A 12,862-nucleotide genomic window follows, 5' to 3' on the forward strand; every position below is an offset into this window, starting at 1 on the left:
ACCGTCAATCCCACCTGACCAGCACCAACAGGATGAAAAATCCCCATTGGGGCGCAAGCCCCACCCACCAACAAACCGCACCGGTGCACCCAACTATCGAGGCACCCAGCCCCTCCCCCAACCCCGATACGAAGCCTCCCTGCGGTTCGGGGGTGCTTGTCAAGGCATCTTTCCCGCCTTGACAAGCACCCCCGAACCGTCAGCACACTCGGGCTTCGGGGTGCCCCACGCAACCCCCACGGCAAGGTCGCCGCCAGGCGACGAGCCGAAACTCACCCCACCGTAGTCAACGGCGGCAACCCCACCTTCAACGCCAAAGAATCCAACTCCCGCCGCACCGCCCCAGGCAACGGCACCCCCAACGCCCGGCACTGCTCCAAATACTGAGCCTCCCGCCACCCCGGATACCGAACCGGCGCCCCGCCCTCCCACCCCAGCATGCTCCCGAACACCGCACTAGCAGCCCGATAAAACCCATCAGCACTACGCAACGTCGTAGGAGCAATCGCAAGCACCAGCAACCCAGTGTCATGCTCATGATCAGCAACCCCGGACAACACCCCGGCCAGCACATCGACCATCAACGCAAACCCGGCAAACCGCGGATCACGAGCGGCATCAGCAAGGTCGACGTCAAAAACGAACTCCGGATAAGCCCCAGCAGGAGCAGCCATCCCCAACGGATGAACCGGCTGATCGGCATACCCCCCAGCAGCCATGACGATCCCGATCATCCCATGCGGCAACGCCCGCGCCGCATGATGCCCGACCCGCCCAAACGGCCCGACCCCGCGCAACGACAGCAGCCCGACCCCAAACCGCCCAGCCCGCTGCACAGCCCGGTCCATCGCATCGCCAACCGCCCACAGCCCGGACGCACGCCGATAATCGACAAGCGCCGCAGCCCCGCGATCCGCGATCAGCAACGGCTGCGCACCAGGACTGACGAATCCGCTTTCGATCGCGGGCAAATGGACCCGGGTCAACTCCCCGACGCCGGTCTCGGGCGCTCCAGTGAGATCGCCGTGGCACAACGCTTCCGCCGCCGGACGCGCACGGTCTTCGGGAAAGCCTTGTGCCATCAGGACAACGGATACGAGCGTGACCAGTTCGTCGGCGGGAACGCGATGCCAGGCCTGTTCGGGAATCGGGGTGTCGGCGGGAACTTCCGGGACGGGGCGGCTGAGCCGGGGGGCACGCGGTCTGAGGGGCACTTCATCAAGGTTGCCGGGCGATCTCGGACCCCGTCAACGAGGTTGGCCCTAGAGTGTGATGCGGTCAGCCGCAGAGACGTACCCTGAAGCACATGTGCCGAAACATCACCACGCTCCGCGGCCTGCAGCCCGCCGCCACCACGGACGAGATCGAAGCCGCGGCACGCCAGTACGTGCGCAAAGTGACCGGGGTGCAGTCCCTTTCGGACGCGACGCGCGAACCGTTCGAAGCGGCGGTCGCCGAAATCGCCGAGATCACCGCGCGGCTGCTGGAAGAACTCCCGCAACGCCGCCAGCCGCCGACGACCGTGCCGCCGCTGCGCCGCCCGGAGGTCCAGGCGAGGATCGCCCTGCGCGAGGCCAAGAAAGCCTGACGCCGCAATCACTCCACGGCTTGCCCCGGAAACTTCGGCTTGATCTCCCGGTTGAGGTAACGCCCCGGGCTCTCGGCGGCCATCAGCGCGCGATGCACCCGCGCGGGCACGAGGTGGTAGCGATAGACGCTGCCGTTGCGGAACCCGATCTCCAGCACCGACTTCGCGGCGTCGTAGCCGACGTCGCGAATAACGGAAGACTCCACGGGAACCCGGCGCACAGCACGGCCAGCGTACCCGCGCGCCCGCCGGACGCAGGTTCCCGAATCTGTCCCGGCGGACGAGGGAAACGGCGACGCGGCACCCGCCCCTTGACGGTCGCTGATCGGCACCCGCGACCCGCCGAAGAAAACGGCCCCGGCCCGCACGAACGCGGAACCCGGGGCCGGAACAGACCTCAAGCGGAAGCGGAGGGATTTGAACCCCCGGTAGGTTTCCCTACGGACGCTTTCAAGCTGAACGGGGGTTAGCGCTGTGCATGCCTGGCTTTTGCCTGGACAAACGCACTTTAGCAGCGAGCGCAAGCCGCCTAGGCGACTGCACTGGGTTTGATCTTCGCCGCTCAGCCCGCGTACGGCGTCGGCAGACGTCGCGCCGCATAAGCGTGCAGGTCGTCGAGGGTTCGGCGCTCGCGGCCGCCGAGCCGCTTATGCAGGTCGTCGTACTCCGCGCGCTCGAGATCGAGCACGCGGGCATAGAGCGTGCGAACGTCGACGCCGAGTTGTTCGGCGATCTCGTTCGGGTGATCGGACCATCGGAGCGCGTCGGCGAGTTCGGGCATGACAATCAGCCGGCGCGCCGCGGTCGCGTGCACCTGGCGCTCGAGCCGGGTGTCGAGCCAGCCAACGCCGCAGTATCCGAGGGTGTCGTCGCGGTGTTCGTGATGGACGAGTTCGTGCGTCACGGTGCAACGCGCCTCGTCCTGCGTGAGAGTCCCGTGCACGCGGATCACGCCAGCACGGTAGTCACCCCAGCCGTGGACATTGTTCGATCGGACCACCTCGACGCCGAGCGACTCGGCGTGCACGTACGGGTCATAGCCCCTTCCCCACTTCACACGTCCCTCCCCAGGGCGCGCGGAAACCGCTTAAGCGCCGTCCTCGGGACCGGGCGGGTCGGGCAACTCCGCGTCACCGATCCACGCGCGCTCTTGTTGAACCCTCAACGGCTCCACGCCTGGATTGTCGGCGACCAGGTGCAAGCGGTTACCGTCGTCCAAGGTGGGATGGATCACCCCGCCTGCGGATACCGCCGAATGAGCCGCATTAAACCTGGCTCGGACCTCGTCTAGAAGCTCGTCGACGGTGTATCCGGCAAGGGATTGACGAGCCTCGTCGACGGCGAGCACGCCAGCAGCGACGAGCAGCGGCACGAGCGGGATATCGAGCGCCTCGGCGACCGCGCGCGCGTTAGGTATCGCGGGTGGTGAGCCCCGTTTTCGCCAGTCCGAAAGCCGGCTCTCGGCGACGCCGGACGCACGCGAGAGGTCGGCCGCTTTCCAACCCCGCGCCTCGAGGTGCGCGTCGAGGTAGCGCCACCAGGTTTCAGCCATGCGCGTCATATTACTTCCACCTACGGAAGCACAACCAATCGCCGCGACACACCCTCTCTGACCAGTACTACCGCGTACGCAACCGTTGAAAGTTACTCGCTTTCGCCCGTAAGGTCGATCTTCCGGAAGGGGATAATTCCGCCAACGGAAGCAAGGCAGGGGAGGCCAATGTCAGTCCGCGTGCGCATCCGAGTGGACGCGCTCGACAAGATCGCGACCGGCCAAGGTCTGAGAACGCGGTACGCCATCGCGAAGCGGCTCGGCGTCTCACAGTCCACGGTCGGCAGGGTGCTCGACGGCGAGCAGCTGCCGGGTAACCCGTTTATCGCCGCCACGCTCACCGGCCTCGACGTCTCGTTCGACGCCGTGTTCGAGGTCGAAAACAGCGAACAGCCCACGCCCGACCAGGCCGCCGCGTGAGCGCAGCGAAGCGTGTCGGCACATTCGAGCCCGGGTCGTCGGTATGGCTCGCCGCACGCGTGTCCGCGCTCGGAGGGTCCGAGGTCGCCGCGGTGCTCGGCCTCTCGCCGTGGGAGTCCCGGTTTTCGCTGTGGCACCGCAAGAAGGGTTACGCCGCTCAGGCCGAGGACACCGAGGTCATGCGGTGGGGTCGTTGGCTCGAGGAACCGATCGCCCGTGCGTTCGCCGAGTTGCACCCTGAGTACCGGGTGCGTCGTACCGGAACATGGGCCAGCAGGGCTCGACCGTGGCAGATCGCCACCCCCGACCGGCTGCTGTCCAGTCTCACCGAGCGTGCACTGCTCGAGGTCAAGACTGCGCATAGCGCCGACGAGTGGGGCGAGCCCGGTACCGACGAGGTGCCGATCTACTACCGCACGCAAGCCCTGTGGCAGCTCGACACGCTCCGCCTGTCCCGCGCGCACATCGCCGTGTTGATCTCCGGGGCGGACTACCGCGAGTACGCCGTCGACTGGAACATCTCCGAGGTTTCCGTGCTGCGCGAAGCCGCCCGCGAGTTCCTCGACACCCTCGAACGCGACCAGCGCCCCGACATCGACGAGCACACCGCGACCTACCGCACGGTGCGCGCGCTGCACCCGCTCATTGAAGACGTCGAGGTCGAGATCGCCCCAACGCTGGCCGAGCGGTACCGGGCCGCGGTCGCCGAGCACAAGGCCGCCGAAGACATGAAGCGGCGGGCGGCTGCCGAGGTGCTCGACGCGCTCGGTTCTGGCCGGCGCGCCGTGGTGGCCGGCGAGTCGATCGCCATCCGCGTACCGGGCACCGGCGACTCGCCGCCGTCGCTGCGCCCGTCCCCCATCCGTTCGACACCGCCGAAGGTGAGCGTTGCCGCATGACCACCCAGACCGTCACGTCCGCCGTCGCGCAGCAGCGTGACAGCTCGCCGGCCGCGCTGGTGCGCAAGTACCGCACCGACTTCGCGACCGTGCTGCCCAGCCACATCAAGCCTGAGACCTGGCTGCGCATCGCTACCGGCGCCCTGCGCCGAAGCCCCCAGCTCGCGCACGCCGCGGAGAAGAACCCGACGTCGCTGCTCGTCGCGCTGCTCGACGCCGCACGCAAGGGGCTCGAGCCCGGAACGGAGCAGTACTACCTCGTTCCGCGCAAGAGCAAACGCGGTCCCGAGGTTCTCGGCGTCACCGGCTATCAAGGCGAGGTCGAACTCATGTACCGGGCCGGCGCGGTGTCGTCGGTCAAGGTCGAGGTGGTGCGCGAACAAGACACGTTCGCCTACAACCCGGGCGAGCATGACCGGCCGGTGCACGAGATCAAATGGCGCGCCGACCGCGGCAACCTGGTCCTCGTCTATGCCTACGCGAAGATGCGTGACGGCGCGACGAGCAACGTCTCGGTGCTCTCCGCCGAGGACATCGCTGTGATTCTGTCCAAGGCCGAGGGTGCCGACTCGCCGTACTCACCGTGGCAGTGGAACCCGAAAGCGATGTGGCTCAAGTCGGCCGCACACCAGCTCGCGAAGTGGGTACCGACCAGCGCCGAGCGGGTCTGGCAGCCCGACGGCCCGCCACCCGGGGCACCGCCAGCCACGCCGATCGCCCTGCCGACCGCCGAGGACGTTGTCGACGCCGAAGTCGTCGAGGATTGGCCGGTTATGCCGGCGGACATCGCGGACGGTGAGCGATGACCGTGACCAGCGCGAAGGGTCTCGAGTTGACCTCCGACGAGCCGACTGACGGCTCGCCGCGCCCCCTGGCCGTCGGACGGCAACCGGGTCAGCGCGTTTACGACTTGTCCGGGCATCGTGAGCTACTCGCCGACCTTGCGGAGTGGGCACGCGAAATTCGCTCGCATCCCTGGAGGGGGTCCAAGCCGTGGCCGATCAGCTCGCCCTAGGGTTTGCGGACCGGCACGCCGGACAAGAGGCCAATCTCGGCGCAGCGGTCGCCGTAAACCGCGACTACCGGGCCGCCGCCGAGGCCGCGCTCGCCGAGCTGGTGCGCGAAGGCCGTCCGTTTACGGCCGAAGACGTCCGCAAGGCGGTTCCTGGGGACGTCAAGCCGCATTCGCCGAACATCCTTCCGTCCGTGCTCGGCACGTGGGCCGCACGTCGGCTGATCGTTCCGTGCGGCGAGTACCGCAGCCGTCGGCGAAGCCGCCGCGCAAGCCGTAACCGAGTGTGGATAGCTCGCGCGACCACCGTTGCTCGATTCGATTAAGGGTACAGACCGTACCCATTCGAGTGGGGGCACGAATCGTACCCATTCGCTGCGGCATAGCCCTTAGCGTCAAAGCGCACACAAAGCCTAAGCGCACCAAGTAAGTCGGGCGCGTCACTGACCAGTGGCGGGCGCGGTGAAGCGCGCCCACGTCCGCCACTGCACCACCCCAGGGGGACCCGTGATCATCCAATTTCCCGGCACCAGAACTGCGGCAGCGCCGGTACGCAAGCTCGACGCGCTCGCCGTCGAGGCGGCGCTCAACGGCCGGCGCGCGTACAACGAGCTGCACCACCGCGAGGTGTTCGAGGTCGTCCGGATCGCCCGTCGGCGCGGCGACACCCTCGACCAGGTCGCCGAGCTACTCGACGTCGATTTCTTCATGATCTCCGACGAGTACGCCGCTGCGGGGGCCTGATGAGCGTTCAAGCCCTGCGTTGGGCCGCCGAGCAAGAGGTCGGCGGCCCCATGCCCAAACTCGTGCTCTACGCCCTGGCCGAGCACGCCAACCGCGACGGCTACACCACAACGTCACTTGCCACTCTCGCGCGCGAAACCGAGGCGTCGCGCCGAACCGTGCAGCGCGGGCTCGACACGCTCGTCGAACAAGGGCTCATCGCCCGCACCCGACGCCAGCGCGGCACCGGCGCCGACACCTCCAGCGAGTACCGGCTCATGCTCAACCGCCCCGGCGACGGTGCCACACCGACACCCCGGAGGGAGGGACACACTGACACCCCCGAGCGTCAGAGCGACGCTCCCCCCGTGCCAGAGCGACACCCCGAGAGTGCCGGACAGACACCCCACGCGGGTGTCACAGCGACAGCCCAAGGTGAACCGGAACTACTGAACCGAACTACGGAACCAGGCCGTCACGCGCGCCCGCATACGCGAGGCACCACCACCGCGACGGAACTCTCGGCGACCGCGTCCCGGCCCGACGCCTACCGGCTGGTGACGTCCTGGCGCGACCAGACCGGCACCGCCTATCAGCCGGCGACGATTCGTGCACTCGCCAAGCAGGTCGACGGCATTTTGCGCGACGGTGGCGCGCTCGTTCCGTTGCGAGCCGCGCTCGATGAGTGGGATCGTCGGCCGGACGCTCGGCCCGGTCTGCTGCCGCACCTGTACGACGACGCGGTCAAGGCCGCCCGGCACGCCGGGCAGCCGTCGACCCGTTCGCCGACACCACGTAGCGCCCGGGGCGAGAAGGTCCGCGGGTGGCTCGCGCTCGCCGCCGAGTCCGCGCCGACCGATGGCGAGCCCGTCGAGCTGCTCGTCGCCAGCGGGGGCAACTCGTGAACCGCACAGAGGTCGCTGCGCTGCTCGGCGCGGCCTCCGCCGTCGACCCGAAGGTGCCGCAACCCGATCCGGACGTGCTCACCATGTGGGCCGGCATCCTCGACGACGTCCCGGCCGACGTCGCCGGCGCGGCGGTGCGCGAGCACTACCGGCACAACTGCGAGACCGTCATGCCAGCCGACATCGTCGAGTACTGGCGAACGGTTCGTCGCGATGTCGCCGAGCGTCGGCACACCGCCGAGTTGCGAGCCCGTGCCGCCGATCGTCGGCCCGATCTACGCGCCATCCGCGACGGCATCGCCCGCGTCACAGCGGCACTCGCTCTCACCCGCGGAGTCGACCCCAAGCACGCCGAGGCCGAAGTCGAAACCCGCCGCGCGTTCCTCGCTGTGCCGTGCACCTGGTGCAAAGCCCAACCAGGCGCACCGTGCACCGGCCCCGGCGGCAAGCCGCTCACCAAGCAAACCACACACGATGCCCGGCTCGCCGCCGCGCTCACGTCCGCACGCTGAACGCCTCGGGGGATTCGATGAACAACGATGAGACTACGCGCGCGACCGGTCGCCAGCGCTGCCGCGCGCACGCGCGCGTCGTCACCGTCTCGGCGCTGCCCTGGCTGCTCGACGTGCTAGGCGTCGCGCCCGACGGGGCCGTGTGATGCGCCTGCCGGAGTGGCGCACGCGCGCAGCCTGTCGAGGCAGACTCGACCTTGATTTCATCGACCCAGCCGACGAACAGATCGACCAGTGCCGCGTCATCTGCACGGAGTGCACCGTGCGCGAGCTATGCCTCGCCGAGGCACTCACGACCGGGGAAGCGTGGGGCATCTGGGGCGGGCTCGACGCCGACGAGCGCGCGGCAATCGCTGCGCAAGCCGGGCACCCGGCACCCGCCATCCGGCCCACGCACGGAACCAACGCGCGCTACGCGAAACACGGATGCCGCTGCACCTCGTGCACCCACGCGCACGCCGAGTACGAGCGGGAACGGCGGGCGCGGGTACGAGCACGTGCCCAAGGGCCGTGGGCACGGCCGATCGTGCTTAGTAAGCCAGTGCGGACGGGCGGAAGGTGGGCCAGTGCGGGTCAGTACGTCTTGCCGCTGCTCGGCGTCCCCACCCCAGGGGAGCAAGCCACCGAGACGGGACGGTTCGTCTCGGTGGCTTGATCGGCACGCCGTGACACGCTGCCGTGTCACGGCAGCGTGTCACGGTGAAACGCGCAGTAGGACGCGGGGCGACCTGCCTGCCGGTCTGCCTGACGCTTCACCCACGACGCTGCCTGACCCCTTGCCTGGCACTTGTCACGACAATTCGCATCGCACTTGTCATGAGGCGTGGCGTGCGTCCCTGCCTGGGCGTTCGTACGCCGGACTGCCTGCATCACCACTTGGACCTACACGTGCCCGTTCACTTGAGTCAGTCCTTGAGTCAGTCCTTGGATCAGTCCTTGGATCAGTCCTTGGGCCAGTCCTTGGGCCAGTCCTTGGGCCAGTCCTTGGGCCAGTCCTTGGGCCAGTCCTTGGGCCAGTCCTTGGGCCAGTCCTTGGGCCAGTCCTTGGGCGTGAGTGTAAGGGTCAGTTTAGGTGTGCATGTAACGGTCAGTTTAGGTGCGCACCTGGGGCACCGATTGACTCCATGCGCACAGCACGACTCAATGTGACACTGATCGAGTTACCTGCTTTGATGTTTCGCGACCTTGCCAGCAAAGCAGAAAATATGCATTAATGACGTAGTGCACCTCTACGAGGAGCACAAAAAAGGCGGCGACCGAACTGCGCCAGTGCCGTTAACACTGCGCAGTAAGGCCGCCGCCAAGAGGGCTACTTTTCGTCGCGCTTAATACGAGCTGCTAGGCGGAGCGCCCCGGCGAGTGGTCTCGTCCAACTGGCGAGACCACTCGCACCGAGAACATCTGCGGCCATGCCGACCACATCAAGTCCCAGTGCGCAGCCTTCCAGCAGCTCAGAGGCAACCCGTCGAGGCTCACCCGAAGGCAACCCTCGTCGTCGAAACATTGACGCGATTCTCCCATCCCCACGCAGAGCCCTCGATTCCGAAGGAACAACTCTGACGCGGAAGTTCAGCACCCACACATCAAGGAGAATCACACTTGATTCGACACGACGATTAAATCGTCAACGCCAGCAGAATGCAAACACATCGGTCGTCGTTTACACCGACAAGCCTCGCGCGCGCACGCGCGCGCGGCCCATCGGGGGATAGGCAACATACAGGTGTTCCGCAACGTGTTAGTTATTACTTCGTCCCGCCAGTCGGTGACACCGACACCCGAAGCTCACCAACATGCTCAGCACATGCACCAACGCATCGTCATGCAGCAACACAACTGCTGGCGGCACCGTGTGCCTACCGTGCCTCGGCCGACTCCGGGCCGACTTGGTCGAGGTCGCCGATCTGATCAACGACCTCGAGGACAACGTCGCCAGGCTCGCCAATATCGGGCCACCGCGGGTTGGCTCACGTCCGGCCGAGACCGGGCTTCCGTTCAATGTCGGCGCGGCTGAGGTCCGCGACGTCGTGCGCAACGTGCTCTCGACGTGGGTGCGGGACCTGTGGGAGACACACGGCCTACGCCGGCAAGTGCCCACCGGCGAAACTGCGCCGGACGGCACGGCGCTAACCGTCGCCGAGTTAGAACCGCTCGACCTTGACGACACCGTGCCCGAGATGGCGGCGTGGCTGCGTCGACACCCGTCGTGGGTCGAGCACCACCCTGCAGGCGGCGAGCTGGTCGACGAGATCGGTGACGCCGTCGAGCAAGTCCGCCGGGCCGTCGACCTCCCGCCGGCGCGTGTGTACTGCGGGCCGTGCCCGGACTGCTCGGCCGACCTCTACGCCCGGCCCGATCGGGCTGTCGTCGCTTGCCGCGAATGCGGAACACACCACGACGTCAACGCGCAACGCGAGAAGCTGCTCGACGCCGCCCGCGACGTCGAGGCGACCGCGGCGGAGATCGCCCGCGCGTTGCCGAAACTGCTCGGCCGCGAACTGTCGGCGAACACGCTGCGCACGTGGGCGCGCGCCGGCAAGCTCCATAAGCGCGAGCCCGACGAACGCGGCCGACCGCGGTACCGCGTCGGCGACGTCATCGACCTTGCGCTCGTCACCCCCGCACGAAAGCGTGTAACCCGCGAACCGGTCGGTTGTGCTTAAACTGGCGACTAGCAGCGGGTGAGATGTACCCGCACCACGATCCGACAGCCCCGGACTACCTTCTTCTCGGTCCGGGGCTGTCTGCTGCCCGGGGCGAGGTGATCACCTCGCCGCGCAATCTGATCACCGACGCCGACCGGGAGCGCGTCCGCGAGCTGCACGCCGAGGGCAAGACACGCAACGACATCGCGCGGGAGATCAGCCGCTCGCCATCCACGGTGACCGGCATCGCCCGCGCGCTTGGTCTGTCCTTTGACCGCTCGGCCACTGCCGCCGCGACGCACGCCCGCCAGGTCGACAACCGCGCCCGACGCACGGACATCGTCGGCCGTCTCTACGGTCGCGCTGAGAGCATCCTCGGCCGCCTCGAGTCCGATCGGTACACGTTCACCGCGACCACGATCAACGGCATCGAGTCCAAGGTGCTCGACCATGTGCCGGCACCAGACGAGAAGGCGCTCGCGAGCGCGATGTCGACTCACCTCGGCACCGCGGCCAAGCTCGAGCAGGTCGACGCCGACACCGGCACCGAGGGCGCTCGGTCGATGCTCGGCGGGCTCGCGGTCGCGCTCGGCATCACGACCGGCACGATTTAGTCGAATGGGGTGCGCAGCTTGATCGAGTACGGCGACTGGACGATTTCGAGGCCCGCCCTGACGTAGCCCCGAGCCGTCACCTTCTTGGCGACTTGACCTGTGATCAGGTTGCGCCAATCCTGCCCTGTCGTGAACGAGGTTTGAAATTCCTCTCCTGGCTCGAGTCGCTTAGGGAAGTCCTTCGCGCCTGATTCGGCAAGTCTTGCAAATCCTGAAATCATGGTTTCGTTGGCCGGATCGCTGACATCGTGAAACTCGAGACCGACTTCGTTGATGGTGGTCGCGACTCGGCCGACGTTGATCGCTACCACGATGACACGGTGTTCTTCGTCGTCACCGCAATAGTCGTCCGCCTCGTCGAGGCGGACGACAACCTGTGCAACCGCCTTCCTCCAAACGGTCACTTGCCACGCAAGTGACGCGCCGGAGATGACCAAGGCAAGGCACGCCAGGACGAAACTCGCTACCGCCATGACACTGGATGCTACGGCGGGGTGAGTCGATGGCCGCTTACCTCCCGCTTTCGGCCGCGCAAGTGGAGTCAATGCGCAGAGCAGACGCCCGAGTGAACATCTGGTCAGGTGCCATCCGGTCCGGCAAGACCATCGCGAGCCTGTTGCGCTGGTTGATCTACGTCGCCCACGCGCCCCGTGGCGGGCAACTCGTCATTGTCGGCCGCACCCGTGATTCGGTCGCGCGCAACGTGTTCGCGCCGCTGCAAGACCCAACCCTCTTCGGTGCGGTCGCCGACCACGTCCGCTACACCGCAGGCGCGCCGTCCGGGTGGATTCTCGGTCGGCAAGTGTTCGTGCTCGGTGCCTCGGACAGCAAAGCCGAGAAGGTGTTGCGCGGGTTGACCTGCGCCGGCGCGTACGTCGACGAGGTCACCGTCGTGGCCCGCGACTTCTTCAAGCAGCTACTCGGCCGAATGTCGGTTCCGGGCGCACAGTTGTTCGGCACGACCAACCCGGACAACCCGGCGCACTGGCTGAAACACGACTACCTCGACCGGCTCGCCGAGCTGCCCGACTGGCGCTCGTTCGCGTTCACCCTCGACGACAACCCTTCGTTGACAAGCGAATACCGCGCGAGCATCCGCCGCGAATACACCGGCTTGTGGTTCCGCCGGTTCATCCTCGGCGAATGGGTCGCCGCCGAAGGCGCTGTGTTCGACATGTGGGACCCCGACCGGCACGTCGTTCCGTGGGCCGAGCTGCCCGACCTGCGACGACTGCTCGCCGCCGGCGTCGACTACGGCACCACCAACGCAACCGCGGCGCTGCTACTAGGTCTCGGCGTCGACGACCGTCTCTACCTGGTCGACGAGTGGCGCCACGACCCCGCCCACGCGCGGACCCGGCTCACCGACTCCCAGCTCGCCACCGGCCTGCGTGAGTGGCTCGACCTCGACCACCACCCGCGCCAGCAGGGCCGCCCCGAATTCGTTGTCGTCGACCCGGCCGCCGCGTCTTTCCGGGTGCAACTCCAGTCCGACGGCGTGCTCACTCAAGCCGCCGACAACGACGTCGCCTACGGCATCCGGACCGTTTCGAGCCTGCTCGCCGAGGATCGATTGCGCGTGGCCGACCGGTGCCGCGGCTTCATCGCCGAGATACCCGGCTACTCGTGGGACGACAAAGCGACCGCCGTCGGCGAAGACAAGCCAATCAAGATCGCTGATCACTCGCTCGACGGCGGCCGCTACGCCGTGACTACTACCGAGGCGCTCTGGCGGCCGGCGCTGGCTGGCGCCGCCTGAACAACGGGTACGCCTCCGGCCGTCCGTTCTCGTCCTGCGTGACCGTCCACTCGACCATCTGCCACCCCTGTGCCTCGACGGCCTCGATCATCTCGGCCCGCCCGGCGATGGAGCCGGACATGCCGTGTTGCGTCATCGACGTGTTCAGCCGCGGTATGAACACCATCTGGCCCTCTTCGTGGCGCGCCGCGCCTCGGTGGCGATGTTGTCCGCCTTGACCTGCTTGATGAATC

The 12,862-nt window shown here is 67.3% G+C and carries 19 protein-coding genes; 13 read left to right on the forward strand and 6 right to left on the reverse strand.

Translation table 11 applies throughout. The features are described from left to right. Nucleotides 1-272 precede the first annotated feature (272 nt). Entirely contained in the window at nt 273-1,214 is a 942-nt protein-coding gene (locus ABD156_RS30490; protein WP_344281500.1) for an Ldh family oxidoreductase, read from the reverse strand. Nucleotides 1,215-1,306: 92 nt separating this feature from the next. Here ABD156_RS30490 and ABD156_RS30495 point away from each other — a divergent pair, with 92 nt between their 5' ends. Beyond that, a complete protein-coding gene (locus ABD156_RS30495) occupies nt 1,307-1,588 on the forward strand; it encodes a DUF2277 domain-containing protein (protein ID WP_344281506.1) in 282 nt (93 codons plus the stop codon). Nucleotides 1,589-1,596: 8 nt separating this feature from the next. Here the strand turns inward: ABD156_RS30495 and ABD156_RS30500 are convergent, their stop codons facing one another. The 3 genes from ABD156_RS30500 to ABD156_RS30510 all read right to left on the reverse strand — a co-directional run bounded on the left by ABD156_RS30500 (nt 1,597) and on the right by ABD156_RS30510 (nt 3,140). Further along, nucleotides 1,597-1,809, reverse strand: a complete 213-nt coding sequence (locus ABD156_RS30500; protein WP_344281509.1) for a KTSC domain-containing protein — start codon at nt 1,807-1,809, stop codon at nt 1,597-1,599. A 341-nt stretch (nt 1,810-2,150) separates the two neighbouring features. Further along, nucleotides 2,151-2,645 (reverse strand): ImmA/IrrE family metallo-endopeptidase, encoded by a 495-nt coding sequence (locus tag ABD156_RS30505; protein WP_344281512.1) that lies wholly within the window; start codon nt 2,643-2,645, stop codon nt 2,151-2,153. Between the two features lie 30 nt (nt 2,646-2,675). After that, nucleotides 2,676-3,140 (reverse strand): helix-turn-helix domain-containing protein, encoded by a 465-nt coding sequence (locus ABD156_RS30510; protein WP_344281515.1) that lies wholly within the window; start codon nt 3,138-3,140, stop codon nt 2,676-2,678. A gap of 168 nt (nt 3,141-3,308) precedes the next feature. Here ABD156_RS30510 and ABD156_RS30515 point away from each other — a divergent pair, with 168 nt between their 5' ends. The 11 genes from ABD156_RS30515 to ABD156_RS30565 all read left to right on the forward strand — a co-directional run bounded on the left by ABD156_RS30515 (nt 3,309) and on the right by ABD156_RS30565 (nt 10,870). Beyond that, the gene (locus tag ABD156_RS30515; RefSeq protein WP_344281518.1) at nt 3,309-3,560 is read left to right on the forward strand and encodes a helix-turn-helix domain-containing protein; all 252 of its coding nucleotides are present in this window, start codon (nt 3,309-3,311) and stop codon (nt 3,558-3,560) included. Continuing rightward, nucleotides 3,557-4,459: a YqaJ viral recombinase family nuclease gene (locus tag ABD156_RS30520; protein ID WP_344281520.1), complete on the forward strand. Its 903-nt coding sequence runs from the start codon at nt 3,557-3,559 to the stop codon at nt 4,457-4,459. The genes ABD156_RS30515 and ABD156_RS30520 overlap by 4 nt, the downstream gene beginning before the upstream one ends. After that, a complete protein-coding gene (locus ABD156_RS30525) occupies nt 4,456-5,265 on the forward strand; it encodes a recombinase RecT (protein ID WP_344281523.1) in 810 nt (269 codons plus the stop codon). The genes ABD156_RS30520 and ABD156_RS30525 overlap by 4 nt, the downstream gene beginning before the upstream one ends. Before the next feature lie 187 nt (nt 5,266-5,452). After that, the gene (locus ABD156_RS30530; RefSeq protein ID WP_344281525.1) at nt 5,453-5,797 is read left to right on the forward strand and encodes a hypothetical protein; all 345 of its coding nucleotides are present in this window, start codon (nt 5,453-5,455) and stop codon (nt 5,795-5,797) included. Nucleotides 5,798-5,978: 181 nt separating this feature from the next. Beyond that, nucleotides 5,979-6,215, forward strand: coding sequence for a hypothetical protein (locus ABD156_RS30535; RefSeq protein ID WP_344281528.1), 237 nt, complete (start codon nt 5,979-5,981; stop codon nt 6,213-6,215). Beyond that, nucleotides 6,215-7,099 (forward strand): helix-turn-helix domain-containing protein, encoded by an 885-nt coding sequence (locus ABD156_RS30540; RefSeq protein WP_344281531.1) that lies wholly within the window; start codon nt 6,215-6,217, stop codon nt 7,097-7,099. Before ABD156_RS30535 ends, ABD156_RS30540 begins: the two co-directional genes overlap by 1 nt. Next, nucleotides 7,096-7,611, forward strand: coding sequence for a zinc finger domain-containing protein (locus tag ABD156_RS30545; RefSeq protein WP_344281534.1), 516 nt, complete (start codon nt 7,096-7,098; stop codon nt 7,609-7,611). Before ABD156_RS30540 ends, ABD156_RS30545 begins: the two co-directional genes overlap by 4 nt. A 17-nt stretch (nt 7,612-7,628) precedes the next feature. Then, on the forward strand, nt 7,629-7,757 hold the full coding sequence (locus tag ABD156_RS30550) for a hypothetical protein (protein ID WP_344281537.1): 129 nt from the start codon (nt 7,629-7,631) through the stop codon (nt 7,755-7,757). Beyond that, nucleotides 7,757-8,266, forward strand: a complete 510-nt coding sequence (locus ABD156_RS30555) for a WhiB family transcriptional regulator (RefSeq protein WP_344281540.1) — start codon at nt 7,757-7,759, stop codon at nt 8,264-8,266. The genes ABD156_RS30550 and ABD156_RS30555 overlap by 1 nt, the downstream gene beginning before the upstream one ends. Nucleotides 8,267-9,497: 1,231 nt before the next feature. Continuing rightward, entirely contained in the window at nt 9,498-10,274 is a 777-nt protein-coding gene (locus tag ABD156_RS30560) for a hypothetical protein (protein WP_344281542.1), read from the forward strand. 23 nt (nt 10,275-10,297) lie between these two features. Next, nucleotides 10,298-10,870, forward strand: coding sequence for a helix-turn-helix domain-containing protein (locus tag ABD156_RS30565; RefSeq protein WP_344281545.1), 573 nt, complete (start codon nt 10,298-10,300; stop codon nt 10,868-10,870). Here ABD156_RS30565 and ABD156_RS30570 read toward each other — a convergent pair. Continuing rightward, entirely contained in the window at nt 10,867-11,343 is a 477-nt protein-coding gene (locus ABD156_RS30570) for a hypothetical protein (protein ID WP_344281548.1), read from the reverse strand. The genes ABD156_RS30565 and ABD156_RS30570 overlap by 4 nt on opposite strands. Nucleotides 11,344-11,372: 29 nt before the next feature. Here ABD156_RS30570 and ABD156_RS30575 point away from each other — a divergent pair, with 29 nt between their 5' ends. After that, nucleotides 11,373-12,629 (forward strand): PBSX family phage terminase large subunit, encoded by a 1,257-nt coding sequence (locus ABD156_RS30575; RefSeq protein WP_344281551.1) that lies wholly within the window; start codon nt 11,373-11,375, stop codon nt 12,627-12,629. Here ABD156_RS30575 and ABD156_RS30580 read toward each other — a convergent pair. Continuing rightward, complete coding sequence (locus ABD156_RS30580; protein WP_344281554.1) at nt 12,586-12,795, reverse strand: hypothetical protein; 210 nt, start codon at nt 12,793-12,795, stop codon at nt 12,586-12,588. The genes ABD156_RS30575 and ABD156_RS30580 overlap by 44 nt on opposite strands. Nucleotides 12,796-12,862: the final 67 nt, after the last annotated feature.

It is taken from the genome of Amycolatopsis albidoflavus (assembly GCF_039525725.1).
Lineage (GTDB): Bacteria > Actinomycetota > Actinomycetes > Mycobacteriales > Pseudonocardiaceae > Amycolatopsis > Amycolatopsis albidoflava.

Bases quoted from the DNA above. Each gene is read 5' to 3' on its own strand.
- ABD156_RS30550 (WP_344281537.1), top strand. From the start codon at position 7,629: ATGAACAACGATGAGACTACGCGCGCGACCGGTCGCCAGCGCTGCCGC.
- ABD156_RS30555 (WP_344281540.1), top strand. From the start codon at position 7,757: ATGCGCCTGCCGGAGTGGCGCACGCGCGCAGCCTGTCGAGGCAGACTC.
- ABD156_RS30570 (WP_344281548.1), bottom strand. From the start codon at position 11,343: ATGGCGGTAGCGAGTTTCGTCCTGGCGTGCCTTGCCTTGGTCATCTCC.
- ABD156_RS30515 (WP_344281518.1), top strand. From the start codon at position 3,309: ATGTCAGTCCGCGTGCGCATCCGAGTGGACGCGCTCGACAAGATCGCG.
- ABD156_RS30580 (WP_344281554.1), bottom strand. From the start codon at position 12,795: ATGGTGTTCATACCGCGGCTGAACACGTCGATGACGCAACACGGCATG.
- ABD156_RS30495 (WP_344281506.1), top strand. From the start codon at position 1,307: ATGTGCCGAAACATCACCACGCTCCGCGGCCTGCAGCCCGCCGCCACC.
- ABD156_RS30525 (WP_344281523.1), top strand. From the start codon at position 4,456: ATGACCACCCAGACCGTCACGTCCGCCGTCGCGCAGCAGCGTGACAGC.
- ABD156_RS30510 (WP_344281515.1), bottom strand. From the start codon at position 3,140: ATGGCTGAAACCTGGTGGCGCTACCTCGACGCGCACCTCGAGGCGCGG.
- ABD156_RS30565 (WP_344281545.1), top strand. From the start codon at position 10,298: ATGTACCCGCACCACGATCCGACAGCCCCGGACTACCTTCTTCTCGGT.
- ABD156_RS30575 (WP_344281551.1), top strand. From the start codon at position 11,373: ATGGCCGCTTACCTCCCGCTTTCGGCCGCGCAAGTGGAGTCAATGCGC.
- ABD156_RS30540 (WP_344281531.1), top strand. From the start codon at position 6,215: ATGAGCGTTCAAGCCCTGCGTTGGGCCGCCGAGCAAGAGGTCGGCGGC.